At 41.4% G+C, this 16,858-nt stretch carries 14 protein-coding genes, 2 tRNA genes and 1 rRNA gene; 9 read left to right on the forward strand and 8 right to left on the reverse strand.

The annotated features are described in order from the left end of the window. Positions 1-5: 5 nt before the first annotated feature. The 5 genes from IPM47_02700 to IPM47_02720 form a co-directional block, all read right to left on the reverse strand. Positions 6-79, reverse strand: a tRNA-Ala gene (locus IPM47_02700). A gap of 43 nt (positions 80-122) precedes the next feature. Beyond that, positions 123-196: transfer RNA gene (locus IPM47_02705), tRNA-Ile, on the reverse strand. A 136-nt stretch (positions 197-332) separates the two neighbouring features. Next, positions 333-1,583 (reverse strand): 16S ribosomal RNA (locus IPM47_02710). Between the two features lie 403 nt (positions 1,584-1,986). Continuing rightward, positions 1,987-2,580, reverse strand: coding sequence for a guanylate kinase (gmk, locus tag IPM47_02715; GenBank protein ID QQS29883.1), 594 nt, complete (start codon positions 2,578-2,580; stop codon positions 1,987-1,989). Positions 2,581-2,705: 125 nt separating this feature from the next. After that, entirely contained in the window at positions 2,706-3,584 is an 879-nt protein-coding gene (locus tag IPM47_02720; GenBank protein ID QQS29884.1) for a YicC family protein, read from the reverse strand. A 383-nt stretch (positions 3,585-3,967) separates the two neighbouring features. Between IPM47_02720 and IPM47_02725 the strand changes: the two genes are divergently transcribed. Both IPM47_02725 and IPM47_02730 read left to right on the forward strand, forming a co-directional pair. Then, positions 3,968-4,381 (forward strand): hypothetical protein, encoded by a 414-nt coding sequence (locus IPM47_02725; GenBank protein ID QQS29885.1) that lies wholly within the window; start codon positions 3,968-3,970, stop codon positions 4,379-4,381. A 1,078-nt stretch (positions 4,382-5,459) separates the two neighbouring features. Continuing rightward, positions 5,460-7,052, forward strand: coding sequence for a ScyD/ScyE family protein (locus tag IPM47_02730; GenBank protein QQS29886.1), 1,593 nt, complete (start codon positions 5,460-5,462; stop codon positions 7,050-7,052). A 254-nt stretch (positions 7,053-7,306) separates the two neighbouring features. Here the strand turns inward: IPM47_02730 and IPM47_02735 are convergent, their stop codons facing one another. Beyond that, positions 7,307-8,389, reverse strand: a complete 1,083-nt coding sequence (locus IPM47_02735; GenBank protein ID QQS29887.1) for an AI-2E family transporter — start codon at positions 8,387-8,389, stop codon at positions 7,307-7,309. Between the two features lie 208 nt (positions 8,390-8,597). Here IPM47_02735 and prfA point away from each other — a divergent pair, with 208 nt between their 5' ends. The 3 genes from prfA (at position 8,598) to IPM47_02750 (ending at position 11,376) form a co-directional block, all read left to right on the forward strand. Further along, positions 8,598-9,671 (forward strand): peptide chain release factor 1, encoded by a 1,074-nt coding sequence (gene prfA, locus IPM47_02740; GenBank protein ID QQS29888.1) that lies wholly within the window; start codon positions 8,598-8,600, stop codon positions 9,669-9,671. Between the two features lie 162 nt (positions 9,672-9,833). Continuing rightward, the gene (gene serA, locus IPM47_02745; GenBank protein ID QQS29889.1) at positions 9,834-11,063 is read left to right on the forward strand and encodes a phosphoglycerate dehydrogenase; all 1,230 of its coding nucleotides are present in this window, start codon (positions 9,834-9,836) and stop codon (positions 11,061-11,063) included. Positions 11,064-11,085: 22 nt separating this feature from the next. Continuing rightward, a complete protein-coding gene (locus IPM47_02750; GenBank protein QQS29890.1) occupies positions 11,086-11,376 on the forward strand; it encodes a hypothetical protein in 291 nt (96 codons plus the stop codon). Between the two features lie 217 nt (positions 11,377-11,593). Here IPM47_02750 and IPM47_02755 read toward each other — a convergent pair whose 3' ends face one another. Together IPM47_02755 and IPM47_02760 are read right to left on the reverse strand one after the other, a co-directional pair. Next, positions 11,594-11,956 (reverse strand): GIY-YIG nuclease family protein, encoded by a 363-nt coding sequence (locus IPM47_02755; protein QQS29891.1) that lies wholly within the window; start codon positions 11,954-11,956, stop codon positions 11,594-11,596. A 371-nt stretch (positions 11,957-12,327) separates the two neighbouring features. Next, on the reverse strand, positions 12,328-12,798 hold the full coding sequence (locus tag IPM47_02760; protein QQS29892.1) for a hypothetical protein: 471 nt from the start codon (positions 12,796-12,798) through the stop codon (positions 12,328-12,330). Positions 12,799-13,076: 278 nt separating this feature from the next. Here IPM47_02760 and IPM47_02765 point away from each other — a divergent pair, with 278 nt between their 5' ends. The 4 genes from IPM47_02765 to IPM47_02780 all read left to right on the forward strand — a co-directional run bounded on the left by IPM47_02765 (position 13,077) and on the right by IPM47_02780 (position 16,520). Then, entirely contained in the window at positions 13,077-13,334 is a 258-nt protein-coding gene (locus IPM47_02765; protein QQS29893.1) for a type B 50S ribosomal protein L31, read from the forward strand. 105 nt (positions 13,335-13,439) lie between these two features. Further along, entirely contained in the window at positions 13,440-14,660 is a 1,221-nt protein-coding gene (locus IPM47_02770) for a GlmU family protein (GenBank protein ID QQS29894.1), read from the forward strand. Positions 14,661-14,673: 13 nt separating this feature from the next. Continuing rightward, positions 14,674-15,474 carry a triose-phosphate isomerase gene (locus tag IPM47_02775; protein ID QQS29895.1) on the forward strand — a complete coding sequence of 267 codons (801 nt, stop codon included), beginning with the start codon at positions 14,674-14,676 and terminating at the stop codon, positions 15,472-15,474. Positions 15,475-15,545: 71 nt separating this feature from the next. Beyond that, on the forward strand, positions 15,546-16,520 hold the full coding sequence (locus IPM47_02780; GenBank protein QQS29896.1) for a glycosyltransferase family 2 protein: 975 nt from the start codon (positions 15,546-15,548) through the stop codon (positions 16,518-16,520). Positions 16,521-16,858 lie beyond the last annotated feature (338 nt).

Genomic DNA, 16,858 nt, shown 5'->3' on the forward strand with positions numbered 1-16,858 from the left:
TGCTGTGGAGGATATCGGAGTCGAACCGATGACCCTTAGCTTGCAAAGCTAATGCTCTAGCCAGCTGAGCTAATCCCCCTCTTCTTCTCTCTCCCGTTACTCCCACTTCTTTATCTTGTAGGTAGTCTCGGGCAGACTTGAACTGCCGACCCCTACATTATCAGTGTAGTGCTCTAACCAGCTGAGCTACGAGACTCTATCATCTCCTCTCTCTCCTCCTCCTCAAATATCTGCATTATTATAACATGGGTAATAGGTAGTCTTCCTCCTGCTTCTCCTCGTCTCCTCAATCTATCCGCCTGACCTCCTTTGAGTATTTATTTTTTCTCTAAAAAGGAGGTATTCCAGCCGCACCTTCCGGTACGGCTACCTTGTTACGACTTAGCCCCAGTTATCGGTTTCACCCTAAACGACTCCTCGCGGTTATCGTCTTTAGGCGCACCCAACTTCCATGGCTTGACGGGCGGTGTGTACAAGGTCCGGGAACGTATTCACCGTAGCATGGCTGATCTACGATTACAGCGATTCCAACTTCATGCAGTCGAGTTGCAGACTGCAATCCGAACTGAGATAAGGTTTTGGGGATTAGCTTACACTCGCATGTTCCCAGGTAAGGTTCCTCGCGTATCATCGAATTAAACCACATGCTCCACCGCTTGTGCGGACCCCCGTCAATTCCTTTGAGTTTCATTCTTGCGAACGTACTCCCCAGGTGGTTCACTTAACGCTTTCGCTTAGACACATAAATACAAACACCCACATGTCGAGTGAACATCGTTTAGGGCGTGGACTACCAGGGTATCTAATCCTGTTCGCTACCCACGCTTTCGTCCATTAGCGTCAGATTTAGTCCAGTGAGCTGCCTTCGCAATCGGTGTTCTGTAGCATATCTACGCATTTCACCGCTACATGCTACATTCCGCCCACCTCTACTACTCTCAAGTTCAACAGTATCAATGGCAGCATCAAGGTTGAGCCCTGATATTTCACCACTGACTTATTAAACCGCCTGCGGACCCTTTAAACCCAGTAAATCCGGATAACGCTTGCACCCTACGTATTACCGCGGCTGCTGGCACGTAGTTAGCCGGTGCTTATTCCACAGATACCGTCACATCAGGATAAATCCTAACCATTCGTCTCTGTTAAAAGCAGTTTACAATCCAGAGGACCTTCTTCCTGCACGCGGCGTGGCTGGATCAGGCTTCCGCCCATTGTCCAATATTCCTTACTGCTGCCTCCCGTAGGAGTCGGGCCCGTGTCTCAGTGCCCGTGTGGCTGATCATCCTCTCAGACCAGCTAACCATCGTCGGCTTGGTGAGCCGTTACCTCTCCAACTACCTAATGGCCCGCACACCCATCCTAAAGCAGTAAACCTTTAACTTGATAATCATGCGACCATCAAGTACTATGGGGTATTATTCCCGGTTTCCCAGAGCTATCCCCCTCTTTAGGGTAGGTTGTGTACGTGTTACGCACCCGTCCGCCACTCGTCAGCGTCCGAAGACCTGTTACCGTTCGACTTGCATGTATTAAGCCCGCCGCTAGCGTTCATCCTGAGCCAGGATCAAACTCTCCATTGTATAATCTCTTATGACAACCTCTAAGTTAGTCCGGCTGAATATCTTAATTCCTTTCCAAAAAAACAGAATTCCGCTTACCTATTTACCCAGTATTATCTAAAGAACTTTCTCCGCTTTGAAAATATCTTATCCCCTCTCATTCAAAACGGGTTGCAAAGTTACATACTTTCTGTTTATCCCGCAACTCCAAACCGCTTTTTTTCTTAACTTTTTTCTCTCACCAACACCCTCTCTCCCAAAGCGGCTGCAAAGGTAATCACTCCTGCGACATTTTCCAAACTCAACCGATAACTTTTTTGAAAAAAATTGCCGGAAAATCGCGAAATCTGTGAAAACACCTTCCCATAAAGACTTCCGACATTGATATTACTCCCCTACTCTTTAAAAAAACAGCCAAGCCCCGCTACCCCTTTTTTTCAACTCCTTCCAAAAAACTGCTCACTATCTCTATGGATTTTGTTTTTGCCTCTGTGATATCGTCATTTAATAAAACGGTATCGAACAGCGATTCATATTGCAATTCCATCGCTGCTTTGGCAATTCGTTTTTCGAGCATTTCGTTTGTTTCTGAGTTTCTTTGCATCAGGCGCTCTCTGATTATTGCGAGAGAAGGGGGTTTTACAAAAACCGTCAGGGCTTGGTTTTCATAAATTTTTTTTATATTAAGTGCGCCTTTAACATCCACATCAAAAATTACTGCCTTTCCTTCCTTCCATATTCTTGTAATCTCGCTTAACAGTGTTCCGTAAAAATTCCCGTCATAAACCTCCTGCCATTCCAAAAATTCATTTTGTTGCAGCCGCCTTTCAAACTCCTCGCGGCTAATGAAATGATAATCTACTCCATTTTTCTCATTGCTTCTCTGTTTTCTTGTTGTTGCAGACACCGAAAAGGCAACTTTATCGGGCATCTGAGATAAGACATGTTTGACAAGTGTGGTTTTCCCTGCTCCAGACGGGGCTGTAAATACGATTAGTTTGGCAAATGTTTCAGACATATTTTTATCTGTTGCTTGGATATCCGGAATAGGTGTTTGGATAATAGGTTGATGCATTGGATTAAATTGCCTGATTAATTAAGTAAGGTTACTTTTTGCTTTGCCTGCCTGTATATCAAAGCGAACTAAACTATATTGAGAAGTTGCTCTTTTATTCTCTCCAATGCGTCTTTCATTTGCACCACTTCTACCTGAATGGTGGCATCATTGGCTTTTGAACCAATGGTATTAATTTCCCTTCCTATTTCCTGAGAAATAAACCCCAGTTTTTTTCCCTTATCTGTACGTGACGCAAAAAGTTCTTCAGAAAAATAGGTGCAGTGAGTTTTTAAACGCACGATTTCTTCGTTTATGTCGAGTTTTTCAGAATAATAAATCAATTCCTGTTCAAACCTATTCATATCTGCTTTTTCAGACAGCAGCCAATCTTCGATTGATTTGGTCAGGCGTTCTTTAATGGCAATCAATCTTTTAGGTGCTAAATCTTCGATCGTTTTAAGATGATTCAATATGGTGTCAATTTGATGTTCAAAGTCTTTTTGCAAAGACTTACCTTCTGATTTTCTGAATTGTTCCAATTCAGAGATTGCTTCATAAATTAGTGCAGAAAGTTGAAGCCATTCTTCTTCGGGTAAATCGTAACCGGCTCCCGACATTACTTCGGGCATTCTCAAAATTGCCGGCATTAGTCCGTCTGTATTTGAAATGTTTAAATCGGCACATATTGCCAACAATTGTTTGTAATAACTGAAAACTGCTGCCTTATTAATATTATATCCTCTATCCTGGTCGGTATCGTCTGTGCTAATCATAACCTCTACCTTACCCCTGAAAAGTTTTTCTGATAACTGACGCCGGATATCTGTTTCTTTTGAACGGAATATTTGAGGAAGTTTCAGGTAAATATCGAAATACTTGCTATTAATCGCTTTTATCTCAACAGTTACAGTTTTAGCGCCTATTGTAGCTGACTTCCTGCCAAAACCGGTCATTGAAGAAACCATAATGCCTATTTTTTTGCAAACCTATTACTTTTTGTTCAGAATTAGGTAAAAAACTGCGACATAGGACCGGAATCTGATTCTTGTTTTTGTCAAGTTTTAAGATTGCTTAGCGTCTATTGATAGATTTTAGCAACCATACGCATATTGTGTATTTTGAAAGATTGAAGCTCTAAAAGCCGTCAGAGCACCAAAAACCATTATCTTTTTTAACAAAAGAAAAAATTTTTTGCATAGTCAATTAAAAACAACTAAATTTAGGCGATTAAAGAAACTGCCTTTCTTTGACTGTTTAGAATGAAGCAATTTTTGCTATACAGTTGATAAGCAGTTGTTTTTCGCTGAAACATTTTTCTCCTAACCACATAAATCAAACAATTATGAACATGAACAAAATTTTACTCTCCGGCCTCGCAGGAGGTGTTGTTGCTTTCTTCTTAGGATGGATTTTGTACGGAATGCTGTTGAGTGGTCTTTTTGAAACTGAATACACCAACAATGTGATGCGTGACGAAAACTCAATGGTTTGGTGGGCACTAATTTTGGGTAATCTCGCCAGTGGTATGTTGTACGCTTATATTTTTGGAAGATGGGCCGGCATTACAAACTGGATGACCGGCGCTCAGGCAGGTGCAATTATTGGGCTGCTAATAGGCATGTACATTGATTTTATCATGTATGCTACGGCAGATATCATGACCTTAAAAGGCACATTGATAGATTTAGTCGTTTGTGTTATTATGGGTGCTGCCACCGGTGCTACCGTAGCATTTGTTTTAGGAATGGGTGATAAGAAATAATCAATATTTGCAAACAGACTACGATGATTAAAGTCTTTTTGTGAATGATTACTAAATACATTTACTTAGGCAAAAGATAGATTTTTTTGCATCTCAGTACTTGTATTGATCCGGCAAACAGCAAAAAAATGAAATAACTGTTTGCCGGATTTTTTTTACCCTGATTTTCAATTTCTAACTTCTTACTGCCGGCTTCTTGTTGTTTTCGAGAACCATACAAATTCTGAGTGCTAAAATTCAAGCGTTTCAAAGCTAATTTGGTGGGAATAAAAACTATTTTTCACCTCTGCTAAGGCATAAATCCACTCTGCATTAAATCATAGTCCCCCTGCAAAGACTTAATGCACCCCAGCATTAGCCTCATGTACCCCTGCAATAACTTGAATCGCCTCTGCAATAACTCATTGCACCCTTGCATTAACTTAAAGTCCCCCTGCAAGGACTTAATGTACTGCTGCAATGGCTTAATGTACCCCTACAAAACTTTAAATCGCCTTTGCAATAACTCTTTGCACCTCTGCATTAACTCAAAGTCCCCCTGCAATGACTCTATGCACCTCTGCATAAACATGTTGTCAACCGCAATTTTTACCCCAAACCATTTTTTATCGGCAATCAAATTTTCCGGAGTACTCAAAAACATATTTATATGTACAAAAAAAAATTTTAAGTCTTGTTTGGGATATTAAAAATTCCCGTTTATATTTGAAATATTATTTCTCCTCAACAAACTCTTAATTCACGCTGATACAACTTATTCGTTTAGATTTGCAGTAGTAAAATCTTTTGTTAGCATAGTGTTACATTAGCGTTCAGTTTGTGGTAAAAAAAATTTAATGTTGTTTGATTAGAATGGTAAAAAATTGTTTCATGCCACAGCTTTACATTATGATTGCAGCTTATTTTGAAAATTCAGTGACTAACTAAGCTGATTTATTGTAATGAGCAGATTAAGCATAAAAAATATACTGTAATAACCTGTTTCCCTATTTTTACAAGCCCGGTGTATTACAGGTGTATATACCATAAAAGTCGTGCATTTCTTAAAACCATATTTCTTTAGCTTAAATTAAACATTATGAATTTCAAATTTACAAGTTTGGTTTTACGGTTTACTGTCTTGTTATTAGCTGTAAACATGTTTTACAGCCCTACAACCTCGGCACAACCGCTTACACTTTCTACTTTTGCTTCAGGACTTAATGGTCCGATAGGTATCACATCAGATTTAAATGGTAATCTGTGGATTGCAGAAGTTGGCACAGGAAATACGGATGGGCAAATCAGCATTTTAACACCCAATGGCAACAAATACCCATTTATTACCGGATTGCCCTCAATTTATGTAGAAGAAACCGGCGAGGTAGTTGGCCCCTGGCGTGTGTACTTGCGCCCGGGCGACATGGTAGCAATAACCATAGGTGGATTGGCCGGTACTGACTATGGTGCTTCGGTGGCTTGGGTAAGCAACTCAGGATTTTCGCCGGGAGATACTCCATTAACAACCGCCGATATTACCTCTGTTGATCATATTGGCGACTATGTATATGCCAATGGTTTTATTGATTCAAACCCTTATGCCGCTGAGTGGGACAATGACGGGAACATGTATGTGGCCGATGCCGGTGCAAATGCTATTGTTCGTGTTGATGCCATTACCGGAGATTACTCCGTTTTTGCTACTTTCCCCGATTTCCCTAATCCTTTGCCGTTTGGTCCTCCTTTTATAAACGTAGTACCTACCGATATTTTAGCTGTCCCCGATGGTTCCGGTTTTTATGTGTCTTCACTAACCGGTTTCCCGTTTCTACCAGGATCTGCCAGCGTTTTTCATGTTGACTGGGATGGTACAGTTACTACTTTTTTTGACGGACTTACAACTATCACAGATATGGTTATTAACCCCATCACCGGCAACCTCATGGTTACTCAACTGGGAGAGTTTAGCCTCGATATTTTTGACTTTCTGCCCAACTCCAGTATGTTGATCGAATTACTGCCCGGTGGCGGTGCAATGCCGGTAGTCGGACTTCTAAATTATCTTACCGGAGTTACTTTTGTAGGAGCTGATATTTATATGACGAGTGTTTTTCTGGGTGAGGTTTATGCACTCACTGAAATAACCACCCTGCCCGTTACGCTTAGTTCTTTTACAGGAAAAGCACAAAAAAACGGCAATTCTATACAATGGGCAACTGCATCCGAAACCAATTGCGACTTTTATTCATTACAGTATTCTCCCGATGCCGTGCAATTCACTACAATTGCCACCTTAAACGGTGCAGGAACCAGTTCGGTAAGTAAAAATTACTCGTTTACCCATTTTACACCGGTAACCGGTAATAATTACTACCGGTTAGTTCAAACCGACTTTGATGGACAAACTCATGTTTTGGGAATTATAAATGTACCCCGAAACCAGACAGAAACCAACCTGCATATAAGGGTGCAAGATAATATGCTATACGCTTCGATTGCAGGCATTGAAATATCCCAACCTGTAGCTGCTCGCATTTACGACCTGGGCGGGCGATTGCTGTTGCAACAAACCCTGAATACAGCAAACCAAAGTTCCTTCTCACTCAACCTGCCGCAAGAATTGAACAAAGGTTTATACCTTTTACAGTTAGATACCGGCAACAGTATATTGAACGGTAAATTTATCTGGTAAATCATTTCAACTATCTGTTAAAGCAAAATCCTGCCTTGCTTACTTGAGTAAGGCAGGATTTTGTATTTAAACTGTAATTCTATTAATTGAAAACAATCCCAAAAAAGAACTATTTGATAGCGAGATGACCCAAGTGCTGATTGATGAGGTCTGAAATTGCTCAGAACACTTCCTGAGGGTTGGTGCCCGGTGCCCGATGAAGCGAATATGCCTTAACCGCCTTTTTTAAAATAATCAATGTTTGATTGTTCGGCTTATGAAGTTTCGGATGGCGGCGGCGGCGGTGTTAATTTAGCTCTATCAACACCAAGCAATCTGCCATAGGGTTTGAATGAATCGACACTATCCAAAACCATTTTTAGGATGGCAAGCGTTGGGATAGACAAAATCATTCCCACACCTCCCCACAAAAAGCCTCCAAATAAAAGTCCCATAATAGCTACTAACGGGTTTAACTGTACCTGTGAACGCATTATTGTCGGTGTGATAAAATTGCCTTCTAAAAATTGAACTACGGTGGTTACTATAATTACACCAAGCGGTTGCAACAGAGAGTCCTGTGAAATAAAGGAATAAAGCACTGCCAAAACAGACCCTATCATAATTCCAAAAAACGGAATTATAGCTAAAAAGGCGATGATAGCACCAAAAAACAAGGAGTATTTTAGCCCAATAATTGCAAAGCCGATTGTGTTAAGAATACTCACAATTATCATGACCAATAGCATTCCTCCCACGTAGTTTCTAATGACCGAACTCATTTTACCCAATATTTCTGCCATCAGCGATTGGCGGTTAACCGGAGAAATTTCTACTAAAAAGTTCGTCCAGATTTCGCGGTAGTAAATCATAAAAAAGATATAGACCGGCATTATGCCTGCATAAAAGGCAATGCCGGAGGTTACGTTGATGGTTGTGCTGACAATATTAATTCCGGTGTCAAAAAAGCTCATTACATTGTCTTTCAATAGGGAAAACTGTCTTTCAGGGTTGATTTGAAGCTTGTCGTCAATAAAATCCTGCAATGACAGCAATAACCCCTCTAATTTACGTGAAATTGCGGGCAATTCTGAAACAAATCCGCTTATCTGAAATCCCACCAAAGTAATAATGGAAGACAATACCAGAAAGATAAAAAGCAGCGCGAGTAAGATGGCCAAAACCCTTGGCAGTTTTCGCTCCAGATAAGTAACCAATGGATAGATGGCTAAAGCCAAAATAACGGATGCTGCCACCGGTATAAAGAAGCTTCTGCCAAGATATAATATGGTGAAAAAAGCCAGTGTCCCCAGGGCAATATTGCTTGCCCAAACAATTCTCGCATTACCGTTTGACATACTGTTTAATTTGTACGAAAAGTACATCGAAAAATCCAAAAACAAATGTAGCAGCATGTGTTTGCCGGATTTTTTGAGAAAAACGGGTAAAAACAAGTATCTTTGCACGCCAAAATTCATTACTTGTGCATTTAGTATAAAGTAATGAGTTCGAAAACCGGCTTTTCTGATTCAGAAAGTCAGGATAGAATGCTAAAATTTATACGCTGTGTTGGAAAAATTAGAAGCCATCATGCACCGATGGGAAGACATTGAGGAAAAACTGGCAGATCCCTCGGTTATGGGCGATATGAAACGCTATAAGCAGTTAAGCAAGGAATACCGGGACTTAGAGCCTATAGTTCAGGCATATCACAAATATAAAGATATAACCGATAATATAGAGTTTAACAAAGAAGTTCTTAAAACCGACAAAGACCCCGAGTTCAGGGAGCTTGCGAAAGCCGATTTAGATATTTTAGAGGCTCAACTTATTGTTTTAGAGGAGGAAGTAAGGCAGTTGCTGGTTCCAAAAGATCCGGAAGACGATAAAAACGTGATGCTCGAAATCCGTGCCGGAACGGGTGGGGACGAAGCGGCTATTTTTGCCGGCGACCTGTACCGGATGTATATGCGCTATTGTGAACAAAAGGGATGGAAAACTGAACTGATGAGCATGAGCGAAGGAACCACCGGCGGCTTTAAGGAAATCATTGTGTCGGTAACCGGAACCGGTATTTATGGAGAATTGAAATATGAATCGGGCGTACACCGGGTTCAGCGAGTACCGGTTACTGAGTCCCAGGGGAGGGTTCATACCTCGGCTGCTTCAGTTGCTGTGATGCCGGAAGCCGAAGAAGTAGATGTTGTTATCAATCCTGCCGATTTGAGGGTAGATGTGTTCAGGGCATCGGGTGCAGGCGGACAGCATGTTAACCGTACTGAATCTGCGGTACGTATTACCCATATTCCAACTGGAGTAGTGGCCGAATGTCAGCAAGAGCGTTCGCAAATCCGCAACCGCGAAATTGCGATGAACATGCTCCGCACAAAAATATATGAAGCGGAATATCAAAAACATATTGACGAAATTGCCAAACGCCGGAAAACTTTGGTTTCTACCGGTGACCGATCGGCAAAAATCCGCACCTATAATTACCCGCAAGGGCGGGTAACTGACCATCGGATTGGATTGTCGCTTTACAACCTTAGTGCCGTGATGGACGGCGATTTGACGGCATTGATACAAGCCCTTCAGGTTGCTGAAAATGCCGAAAAATTAAAAGCGGGAGAGGTATTATAATGATTTATCCTCTCAACATAAGTTGTCCAAACTGCAAAAGACTTTACAATTTTTAACAGCCATTATTTTAATAACCAATGCCATATCCGGCTTGCCCGGCACTCATACAGAGTATAACCAACAGTGCAGACAGGATGGCAAACCTCTCAAAACAACATTCAGATGCATACTTCTTTTCCAAAAGACAAAATTAAAGTTTTGTTGCTGGAGGGCATAGACCCTTCGGCGGTTGATTTGTTTGAAAAAGCGGGCTATACCAATATTGAACAATATTCAAAAGCCATGTCTGAAAACGAGCTGATTGAAAAACTGGACGAGGTCAGGATTTTAGGAATACGTTCCAAAACCCAGGTTACTCAAAGGGTGATTGAACAAGCTGATAAATTGTTAGCTATCGGTTGCTTTTGTATCGGCACCAATCAGGTCAATTTGAATCAAGCCCTGGATTCGGGGATTGCTGTGTTCAACTCTCCATATTCCAATACCCGGTCTGTTGCTGAATTGGTCATTGGTGAAATCATCATGCTGATTCGCCGCATTCCGGAAAAAGACAAAGCCTGTCATGAGGGCACTTGGTTAAAAACCACAAAGGGTGGAAGCAATGAAGTGCGCGGCAAAAAATTAGGCATCATAGGCTATGGCCATATAGGGTCACAGGTATCCGTACTTGCTGAATCAATGGGCATGAAGGTTATTTATTATGATATAGAGCCAAAGTTGCCTATGGGTAATGCCACACCTGCCGATTCGTTAGAAGAATTGCTGGAAAAATCGGATGTTGTTACTTTGCATGTTCCGGCTACTCCTCTGACCAAAAACATGATAAATGCCGAGACCCTTACCCTTATGAAAAAGGGTTCATTTTTGTTAAATCTCAGCCGTGGAAATGTAGTGGTCATTGATGCTTTAAAAGCTGCCCTCGACAGCAAACAACTTGCAGGAGCAGCAATTGATGTTTTCCCTTCTGAACCTGAGGTCGTTGGTGCATCGTTCCAATCGCCGCTTCAAGGCTTAAAAAACGTTATTTTAACCCCACATATCGGAGGCTCGACCGAAGAGGCTCAAAGCAATATCGGAATTGATGTGGCTCATAAACTCATCGGCTATTTAGACAAAGGCTCAACCGTTGGCTCGCTCACTATTCCCGAATTGAACCTAACCCCTGTTCACGGAACAAATCGCCTCTTGCATATTCACAAAAATGTGCCGGGCGTGCTGTCAGCCATTAATTCAATCTTGTCGGCCTCCAATGTCAATATTGTTGGTCAGTTTCTCAAAACAAACGAACAAATCGGTTACGTTGTACTCGACATTGAACATCTCCATACCGATAAAATTCTTCACGATATAAAAAACTTAGACCACACCATAAAAGCAAGGATATTGTATTAATTCCCTACCCATCATTGCAGACTTGACCCGCAATCCCCACAACAACACTACACTACTCGTCATTGCGGGCTTGACCCGCAATCCCCACAACAACACTACACTACTCGTCATTGCGGGCTTGACCCGGAATCCCAACAACAAAACAACCCCCAACCGTCATTGCGGGCTCGACCCACAATCCCCACAAAAACACAACACTACCCGTCATTGCAGACTTGACCCGCAATCCCCAAACAACACAACCCCAACCGTCATTGCAAACTTGACCCGCAATCCCCAAACAACACAACCCCAACCGTCATTGCGGGCTTGACCCGCAATCCCCTCAACAAAACAACCCCAACCGTAATTGCAAGCTTGACCCGCAATCCCCTCAACAAAACAACCCCAACCGTAATTGCAAGCTTGACCCGCAATCCCCAAACAGCACAACACTACCCGTCATTGCAAACTTGACCCGCAATCCCCACAACAGCACAACACTACCCGTCATTGCGGGCTTGACCCGCAATCCCCACAACAGCACAACACTACCCGTCATTACGGGCTTGACCCGCAATCTCCTTATAGTATTCCCTCACTATGTTAATCAATTCATCATCAACACCAACGCTTTCGCTTAAATCATTCCATTCGGCGTTTTCATCATTTACCAATTTATTCTTCCATTCCCTTTTCCAGTTTTTCAACTGCTTCTCTCTGCTGATGGCATCTGTGATTAAATCAAACGCCTCATAGTAAACCAACTTATCGCAATTATACTTGTAAGTAAACCCTTTGACTACTTTTGCTTTATGCTCCGCTACTCTGCGACTCAGGTTGTTCGTTACGCCAATGTATAAAACGTTGTTGTGTTGGTTTGCCATGAAGTATATGTATGCCTGTTTTTTCATTGTTTGTTTTTTTGAATTAGGGGGTGGTTTTTGATTACCCTGTGATGACGGCAGAGTATTGAATAACATGAATAGTAGGTGTGGTTCGTTGTCGGGGATTGCGGGTCATGCCCGCAATGACAGGATCCGTGTGGGGAGGGTGAAGGTAGTATCTTGCTTTGTCGAATTTGATATAAAGGTGGTTTTGGCTTTTGATTGGTTTGTATTGACAGTGCTCTTCTTTTTTAAAGGTCGGGGATTTGCCCGCAATGACGGGATCCGTGGTTGGTATAAGATGTTGAAAAACCGGTTTTGACAGGGGGGCTGTCTCCCATTAGTCCGGTATTAACAATACGGGGCTTTTACAATCAAGCAACACCTGCCTGTTTTTGTTACACTACCTTATCGGCACAGCAAGAACTGGCAAAGGCATCGGGCTTGGCTTTAAAAGCAAAGCCCATGCCCAAAATATAGCCCATTGCTTCTTTGAGCGCTGTATTGGATTCGAAATTTGGGTTGGTGTTGATGTCGGCATGTACTTCCATATCTATTTGATAGCGGTCAAACAGATCACAAAGCTCATAAGCAATGCTGATAGATTTGGCTACTTCGGTCAACATTCGTTCTTTGAGTGAATAGTTTTGGCTGGATTTTTCGTTATAAATAAACATAAATCCACCCTTTTTTTCGCGCAAAAAAACGATGACGGTAGCAAATTCAACAGAATCGCCACGCACTTGTGAATCACTGCCAATACAAACCTTTAGGCGGTTTCCGATTGCAGTTTCTTTAATAATGGTTTCTTCAACGGCTTTTTTAATAGATCCGATTTGTTCGCCGTTCAGTCGTCTCCATTTGTTCATAAAATGTGATTTTGCTTGTAAAGTAAATGCTATAAAATAAACTTTGGGTTACGTTATTATTAAATAAATTTCAACGTTTTCGATCCCTTTAAATAGCTTCAATTCACTAATTCAAGACTGTTTGTATGAAATTTACTTTTTCATTAAGCGAAAGTAACAAGTTCATTCCTTAGTTTAGTTCCAAAAATCTTTTTTTTTAGATAAATAAGTAGCGGAAGTGGTAGAATCAAGAATTATTCTTAAATTTGCACTCCGTTTTAATCAAAAGTATTTTTACCATGAAAAAAGATATTCATCCCGCAAATTATAGACTTGTTGTTTTCAAAGATTTTTCTTGCGACTACGCCTTTTTAGGTCGCTCAACTGCTGAGACAAAAGACAAAGTTGTTTGGGAAGACGGCAACGAATATCCCCTGATTAAACTTGAGATTTCGAGTGCTTCTCACCCGTTTTTTACCGGAAAATCCAAATTTGTAGATACCGCAGGAAGAATTGAGAAGTTCCAAAACAAATATTCAAAATTTAATAAAAAGTAACCATTGTTTTTCAACAATGTGTTCAATAGCCTCGATACCGGTATCGGGGCTATTTTTGTTTAATGCCGTTCCTTGTCATTTTAATTAAAATGTAATTTGCTGTTTATGAGCGAGTTAAACTTCATCTTGTTCGATGGTAAAACCCGTCAACAACTTCTGCCGCTTACCTTTACCCGTCCAATAGCAGATATCCGGATTGGTATTTTGACCATCCGTCAAAAATGGGAGCACTATTTTTCTCAAACCACCTCCTCTCTGACCATCAACTATCTGCAATCCCGGTATCCATTACAATTGCAAAGGGATAATATTTTTATCAATGGTTCCATTTTGCCAAACGACCTGCTCGCTTATCAGATAGCCCGTTTGCAATCCAATCAGGCAATTACCGATGGAGAAATCCTGATTGCGCTCAGGGTGGAAGGCAAATATCCCAACCTGCTTAACACCAGTTCGGGCGAAATGCGATTGATGATTGACGATTATGAATGTCTGCCTCCGGATGCTCCTTACCTCAAAATCAATCAACTTTGGGATATTTTTTTACTCAATAGTGCTGCTATCCGCCAGGATTTTGAACTTATTACCCAAAACCGAACCTCTGAAGCGATTAGCTCAACCAATACGGTTATTAACCCTGAATCTGTGTTTATCGAACCCGGTGCCAAAGTAGAAGGTGCTTTTTTAAACGCATCGGGAGGTCCTGTTTATATTGGTGCTCATAGCGAAGTGATGGAAGGCTCTCTAATCCGCGGGCCTTTTGCCCTTGGAGAACATTCCATTGTCCGAATGGGAACAAAGATTTACCCCGACACCACAATAGGACCGCACTCAAAAGTAGGAGGAGAAATATCCAACTCTGTAATTTTTGGATATTCTAACAAAGCCCATGATGGGTATTTGGGTAATTCGGTGATAGGTGAATGGTGCAATTTAGGTGCAGGCACTAATGTTTCCAACCTGAAAAACAACTATACCCCTATAAAAATCTGGAGCACTGCCGAAGAAAAACAAATAGATACCGGACAGCAATTTTGCGGTCTGTTTATGGCCGACCACTCAAAATGCAGCATTAATACCATGTTTAATACCGGTACGGTAGTGGGCGTAGGCTGTAATATATTTGGTGGCGATTTTCCTCCAAAAAATATTCCTTCCTTTTCGTGGGGAGGCGCACAAGGCTTGGTTACCTATCAGTTCAACCTGTTTTTATCATCCGCAAAAGCAGTATATTTGAGACGAAACAAATCCATGTCCGAAACAGAAATTGCACTGCTCAAAATGATTTTTGAAAAAGTCCGTCAAACTGAAAGTTCAACTCCTTAAACCAAATACCGATATGCGAAAAAAAATAGTGGCCGGAAACTGGAAAATGAATAAAACCCTTCAGGAAGCAACCCAACTTTTTGAGTTGTTTAGACAGGATTTACCCACCATGCAGTCTGCGAGTCAATTTCAGATAATTATCTGCCCCCCTTTTCCTTATCTGTTAAAAGCTATGGAAATGTTTGAGCAATCAGAAAGCAATACCGTCAAAGTAGGTGCTCAAAACTGCCATCACCTGTCCGCAGGTGCTTATACCGGTGAAGTTTCGGCCTTAATGCTGCAATCTGTCGGGATTTCTTATGTTATCGTAGGGCATTCCGAAAGGCGGGAATATTTTAAGGAAACTGACGAATTGCTGAAAGCCAAAACAGAGATGGTCCTTGTCCATCATCTATCCCCCATTTTTTGTTGTGGTGAAAAATTAGAGCAGCGCGAATCGGGACAACATTATGAAACCGTACACCGGCAAATCCAAAACGGGCTCTTTCAACTGAGTGATGAAGAAATACAGAAGGTTGTCATTGCCTACGAACCGGTATGGGCAATCGGAACCGGAAAGACAGCCACCAAAGAACAAGCCCAAGAAATGCACGCTTCAATCCGGCAGCTTATTGCCAAACACTACAACTCCGAAATTGCCGATTCTATTTCAATTTTATATGGAGGAAGTTGTACCCCTGCCAATGCAAAGGAATTGTTTGAACAACCTGATGTTGACGGAGGACTGATTGGAGGAGCATCGCTCAAGGCGAAAGACTTTACCGAAATCGCCAACCAAATGATTTACATTGTTTCTGGTTCAGATTCTGATTAAAAGTTGGTTTAAAGCGCTTTACTTTAAACACGTAGTTAGTCTTTGTATTTTTCCTGTTAATCTCTCTTATTATGACCAACCCCGATGTTTCTATTGTCATACCCCTGCTTAACGAACAGGAATCTCTACCCGAACTCATGGCTTGGATAGATCGGGTATGCCTTGAAAACAGGTTGAGTTATGAAGTTATCATGATTGACGATGGTAGTACCGACAATTCATGGGAAGTTATTTTGCAATTGTCAGAAACTTACCCGACTTTAAGGGGCATACAATTCCGTCGCAATTATGGCAAATCGGCTGCTCTGAATGAAGGGTTTGCCACCACTCTCGGAAACGTGGTCATCACCATGGATGCTGACCTTCAGGATAGTCCGGACGAAATTCCTGAACTTTATCAGATGATTACCAAAGATCAGTATCATTTGGTTTCAGGCTGGAAACAAAAAAGATACGACCCTCTCAGTAAAACAATTCCCACTAAGCTTTATAACGCAGTTACCCGTTGGATTACAGGTATTAAACTGCACGATATGAACTGTGGACTAAAAGCTTATCAACAGGAGGTTGTCAAAAACATCGAAGTTTACGGCGAAATGCACCGGTACATCCCTGCTATCGCCAAATGGGAAGGGTTTACCCGCATTGGCGAAAAGGTCGTTACCCACCAAGCCCGCAAATACGGAAGCACCAAATTCGGATTAGAGCGTTTTGTTAACGGCTTTCTCGATCTGATTACCATTACGTTCATGGGCCGTTTTGGGAAAAAACCTATGCACTTTTTTGGCACTCTCGGGTTAATTACCTTTTTCCTGGGATTCATCATCGCCGCATACCTCTCTTTTGCAAAATTGGCTTACGAACAATACGGCATGACCGACAGACCTTTGTTCTATTTCGGAATTTTGTGTATGATTATAGGTACTCAATTGTTTGTCGGCGGATTTCTTGGAGAAATGATTTCACGTAATTCCTCTATCCGAAACAACTATCAAATAGCTGATACCCTTCGGGTTGAATCTGAAAACTTACAAACCAAAGATTAAGGCGATGTGATTTTCTATTTATGAATTTTCATCCCGTATTTATTCATAAATAAATTTGTAAACTTTGGGAGTTATTTGGATTGCATCTTCTTATTAGCCCAATCTAATTGCACTGCACAACCCTAATACCGGACGATATATGTCAAGTACAATGTCGTAGGCATGAAAATTGTGTATAACAAATTCCTTTACCGCCTTATATTACATTCCTTCGGAATGATGATGGTGAGTTGCATTTCATAGCCACCTATATATCAGTCATTCGGGATTATGAAACAGAAACTCATCATTTTTACGATGTTTAGTCATGAAGACTTAGTATGAAAAGGGCTCAAAAC

This window comes from Sphingobacteriales bacterium, assembly GCA_016700115.1.
Taxonomy (GTDB): Bacteria; Bacteroidota; Bacteroidia; order Chitinophagales; family UBA2359; genus UBA2359.

Excerpts from the sequence above, each read along its gene's own strand:
- IPM47_02735 (QQS29887.1), bottom strand. The coding sequence starts at position 8,389 with ATGTCAAACGGTAATGCGAGAATTGTTTGGGCAAGCAATATTGCCCTG.
- IPM47_02720 (QQS29884.1), bottom strand. The coding sequence starts at position 3,584 with ATGGTTTCTTCAATGACCGGTTTTGGCAGGAAGTCAGCTACAATAGGC.
- IPM47_02755 (QQS29891.1), bottom strand. The coding sequence starts at position 11,956 with ATGAAAAAACAGGCATACATATACTTCATGGCAAACCAACACAACAAC.
- serA (QQS29889.1), top strand. The coding sequence starts at position 9,834 with ATGCATACTTCTTTTCCAAAAGACAAAATTAAAGTTTTGTTGCTGGAG.
- IPM47_02730 (QQS29886.1), top strand. The coding sequence starts at position 5,460 with ATGAATTTCAAATTTACAAGTTTGGTTTTACGGTTTACTGTCTTGTTA.
- IPM47_02765 (QQS29893.1), top strand. The coding sequence starts at position 13,077 with ATGAAAAAAGATATTCATCCCGCAAATTATAGACTTGTTGTTTTCAAA.
- gmk (QQS29883.1), bottom strand. The coding sequence starts at position 2,580 with ATGTCTGAAACATTTGCCAAACTAATCGTATTTACAGCCCCGTCTGGA.
- IPM47_02780 (QQS29896.1), top strand. The coding sequence starts at position 15,546 with ATGACCAACCCCGATGTTTCTATTGTCATACCCCTGCTTAACGAACAG.
- IPM47_02760 (QQS29892.1), bottom strand. The coding sequence starts at position 12,798 with ATGAACAAATGGAGACGACTGAACGGCGAACAAATCGGATCTATTAAA.
- IPM47_02770 (QQS29894.1), top strand. The coding sequence starts at position 13,440 with ATGAGCGAGTTAAACTTCATCTTGTTCGATGGTAAAACCCGTCAACAA.
- IPM47_02725 (QQS29885.1), top strand. The coding sequence starts at position 3,968 with ATGAACAAAATTTTACTCTCCGGCCTCGCAGGAGGTGTTGTTGCTTTC.
- IPM47_02775 (QQS29895.1), top strand. The coding sequence starts at position 14,674 with ATGCGAAAAAAAATAGTGGCCGGAAACTGGAAAATGAATAAAACCCTT.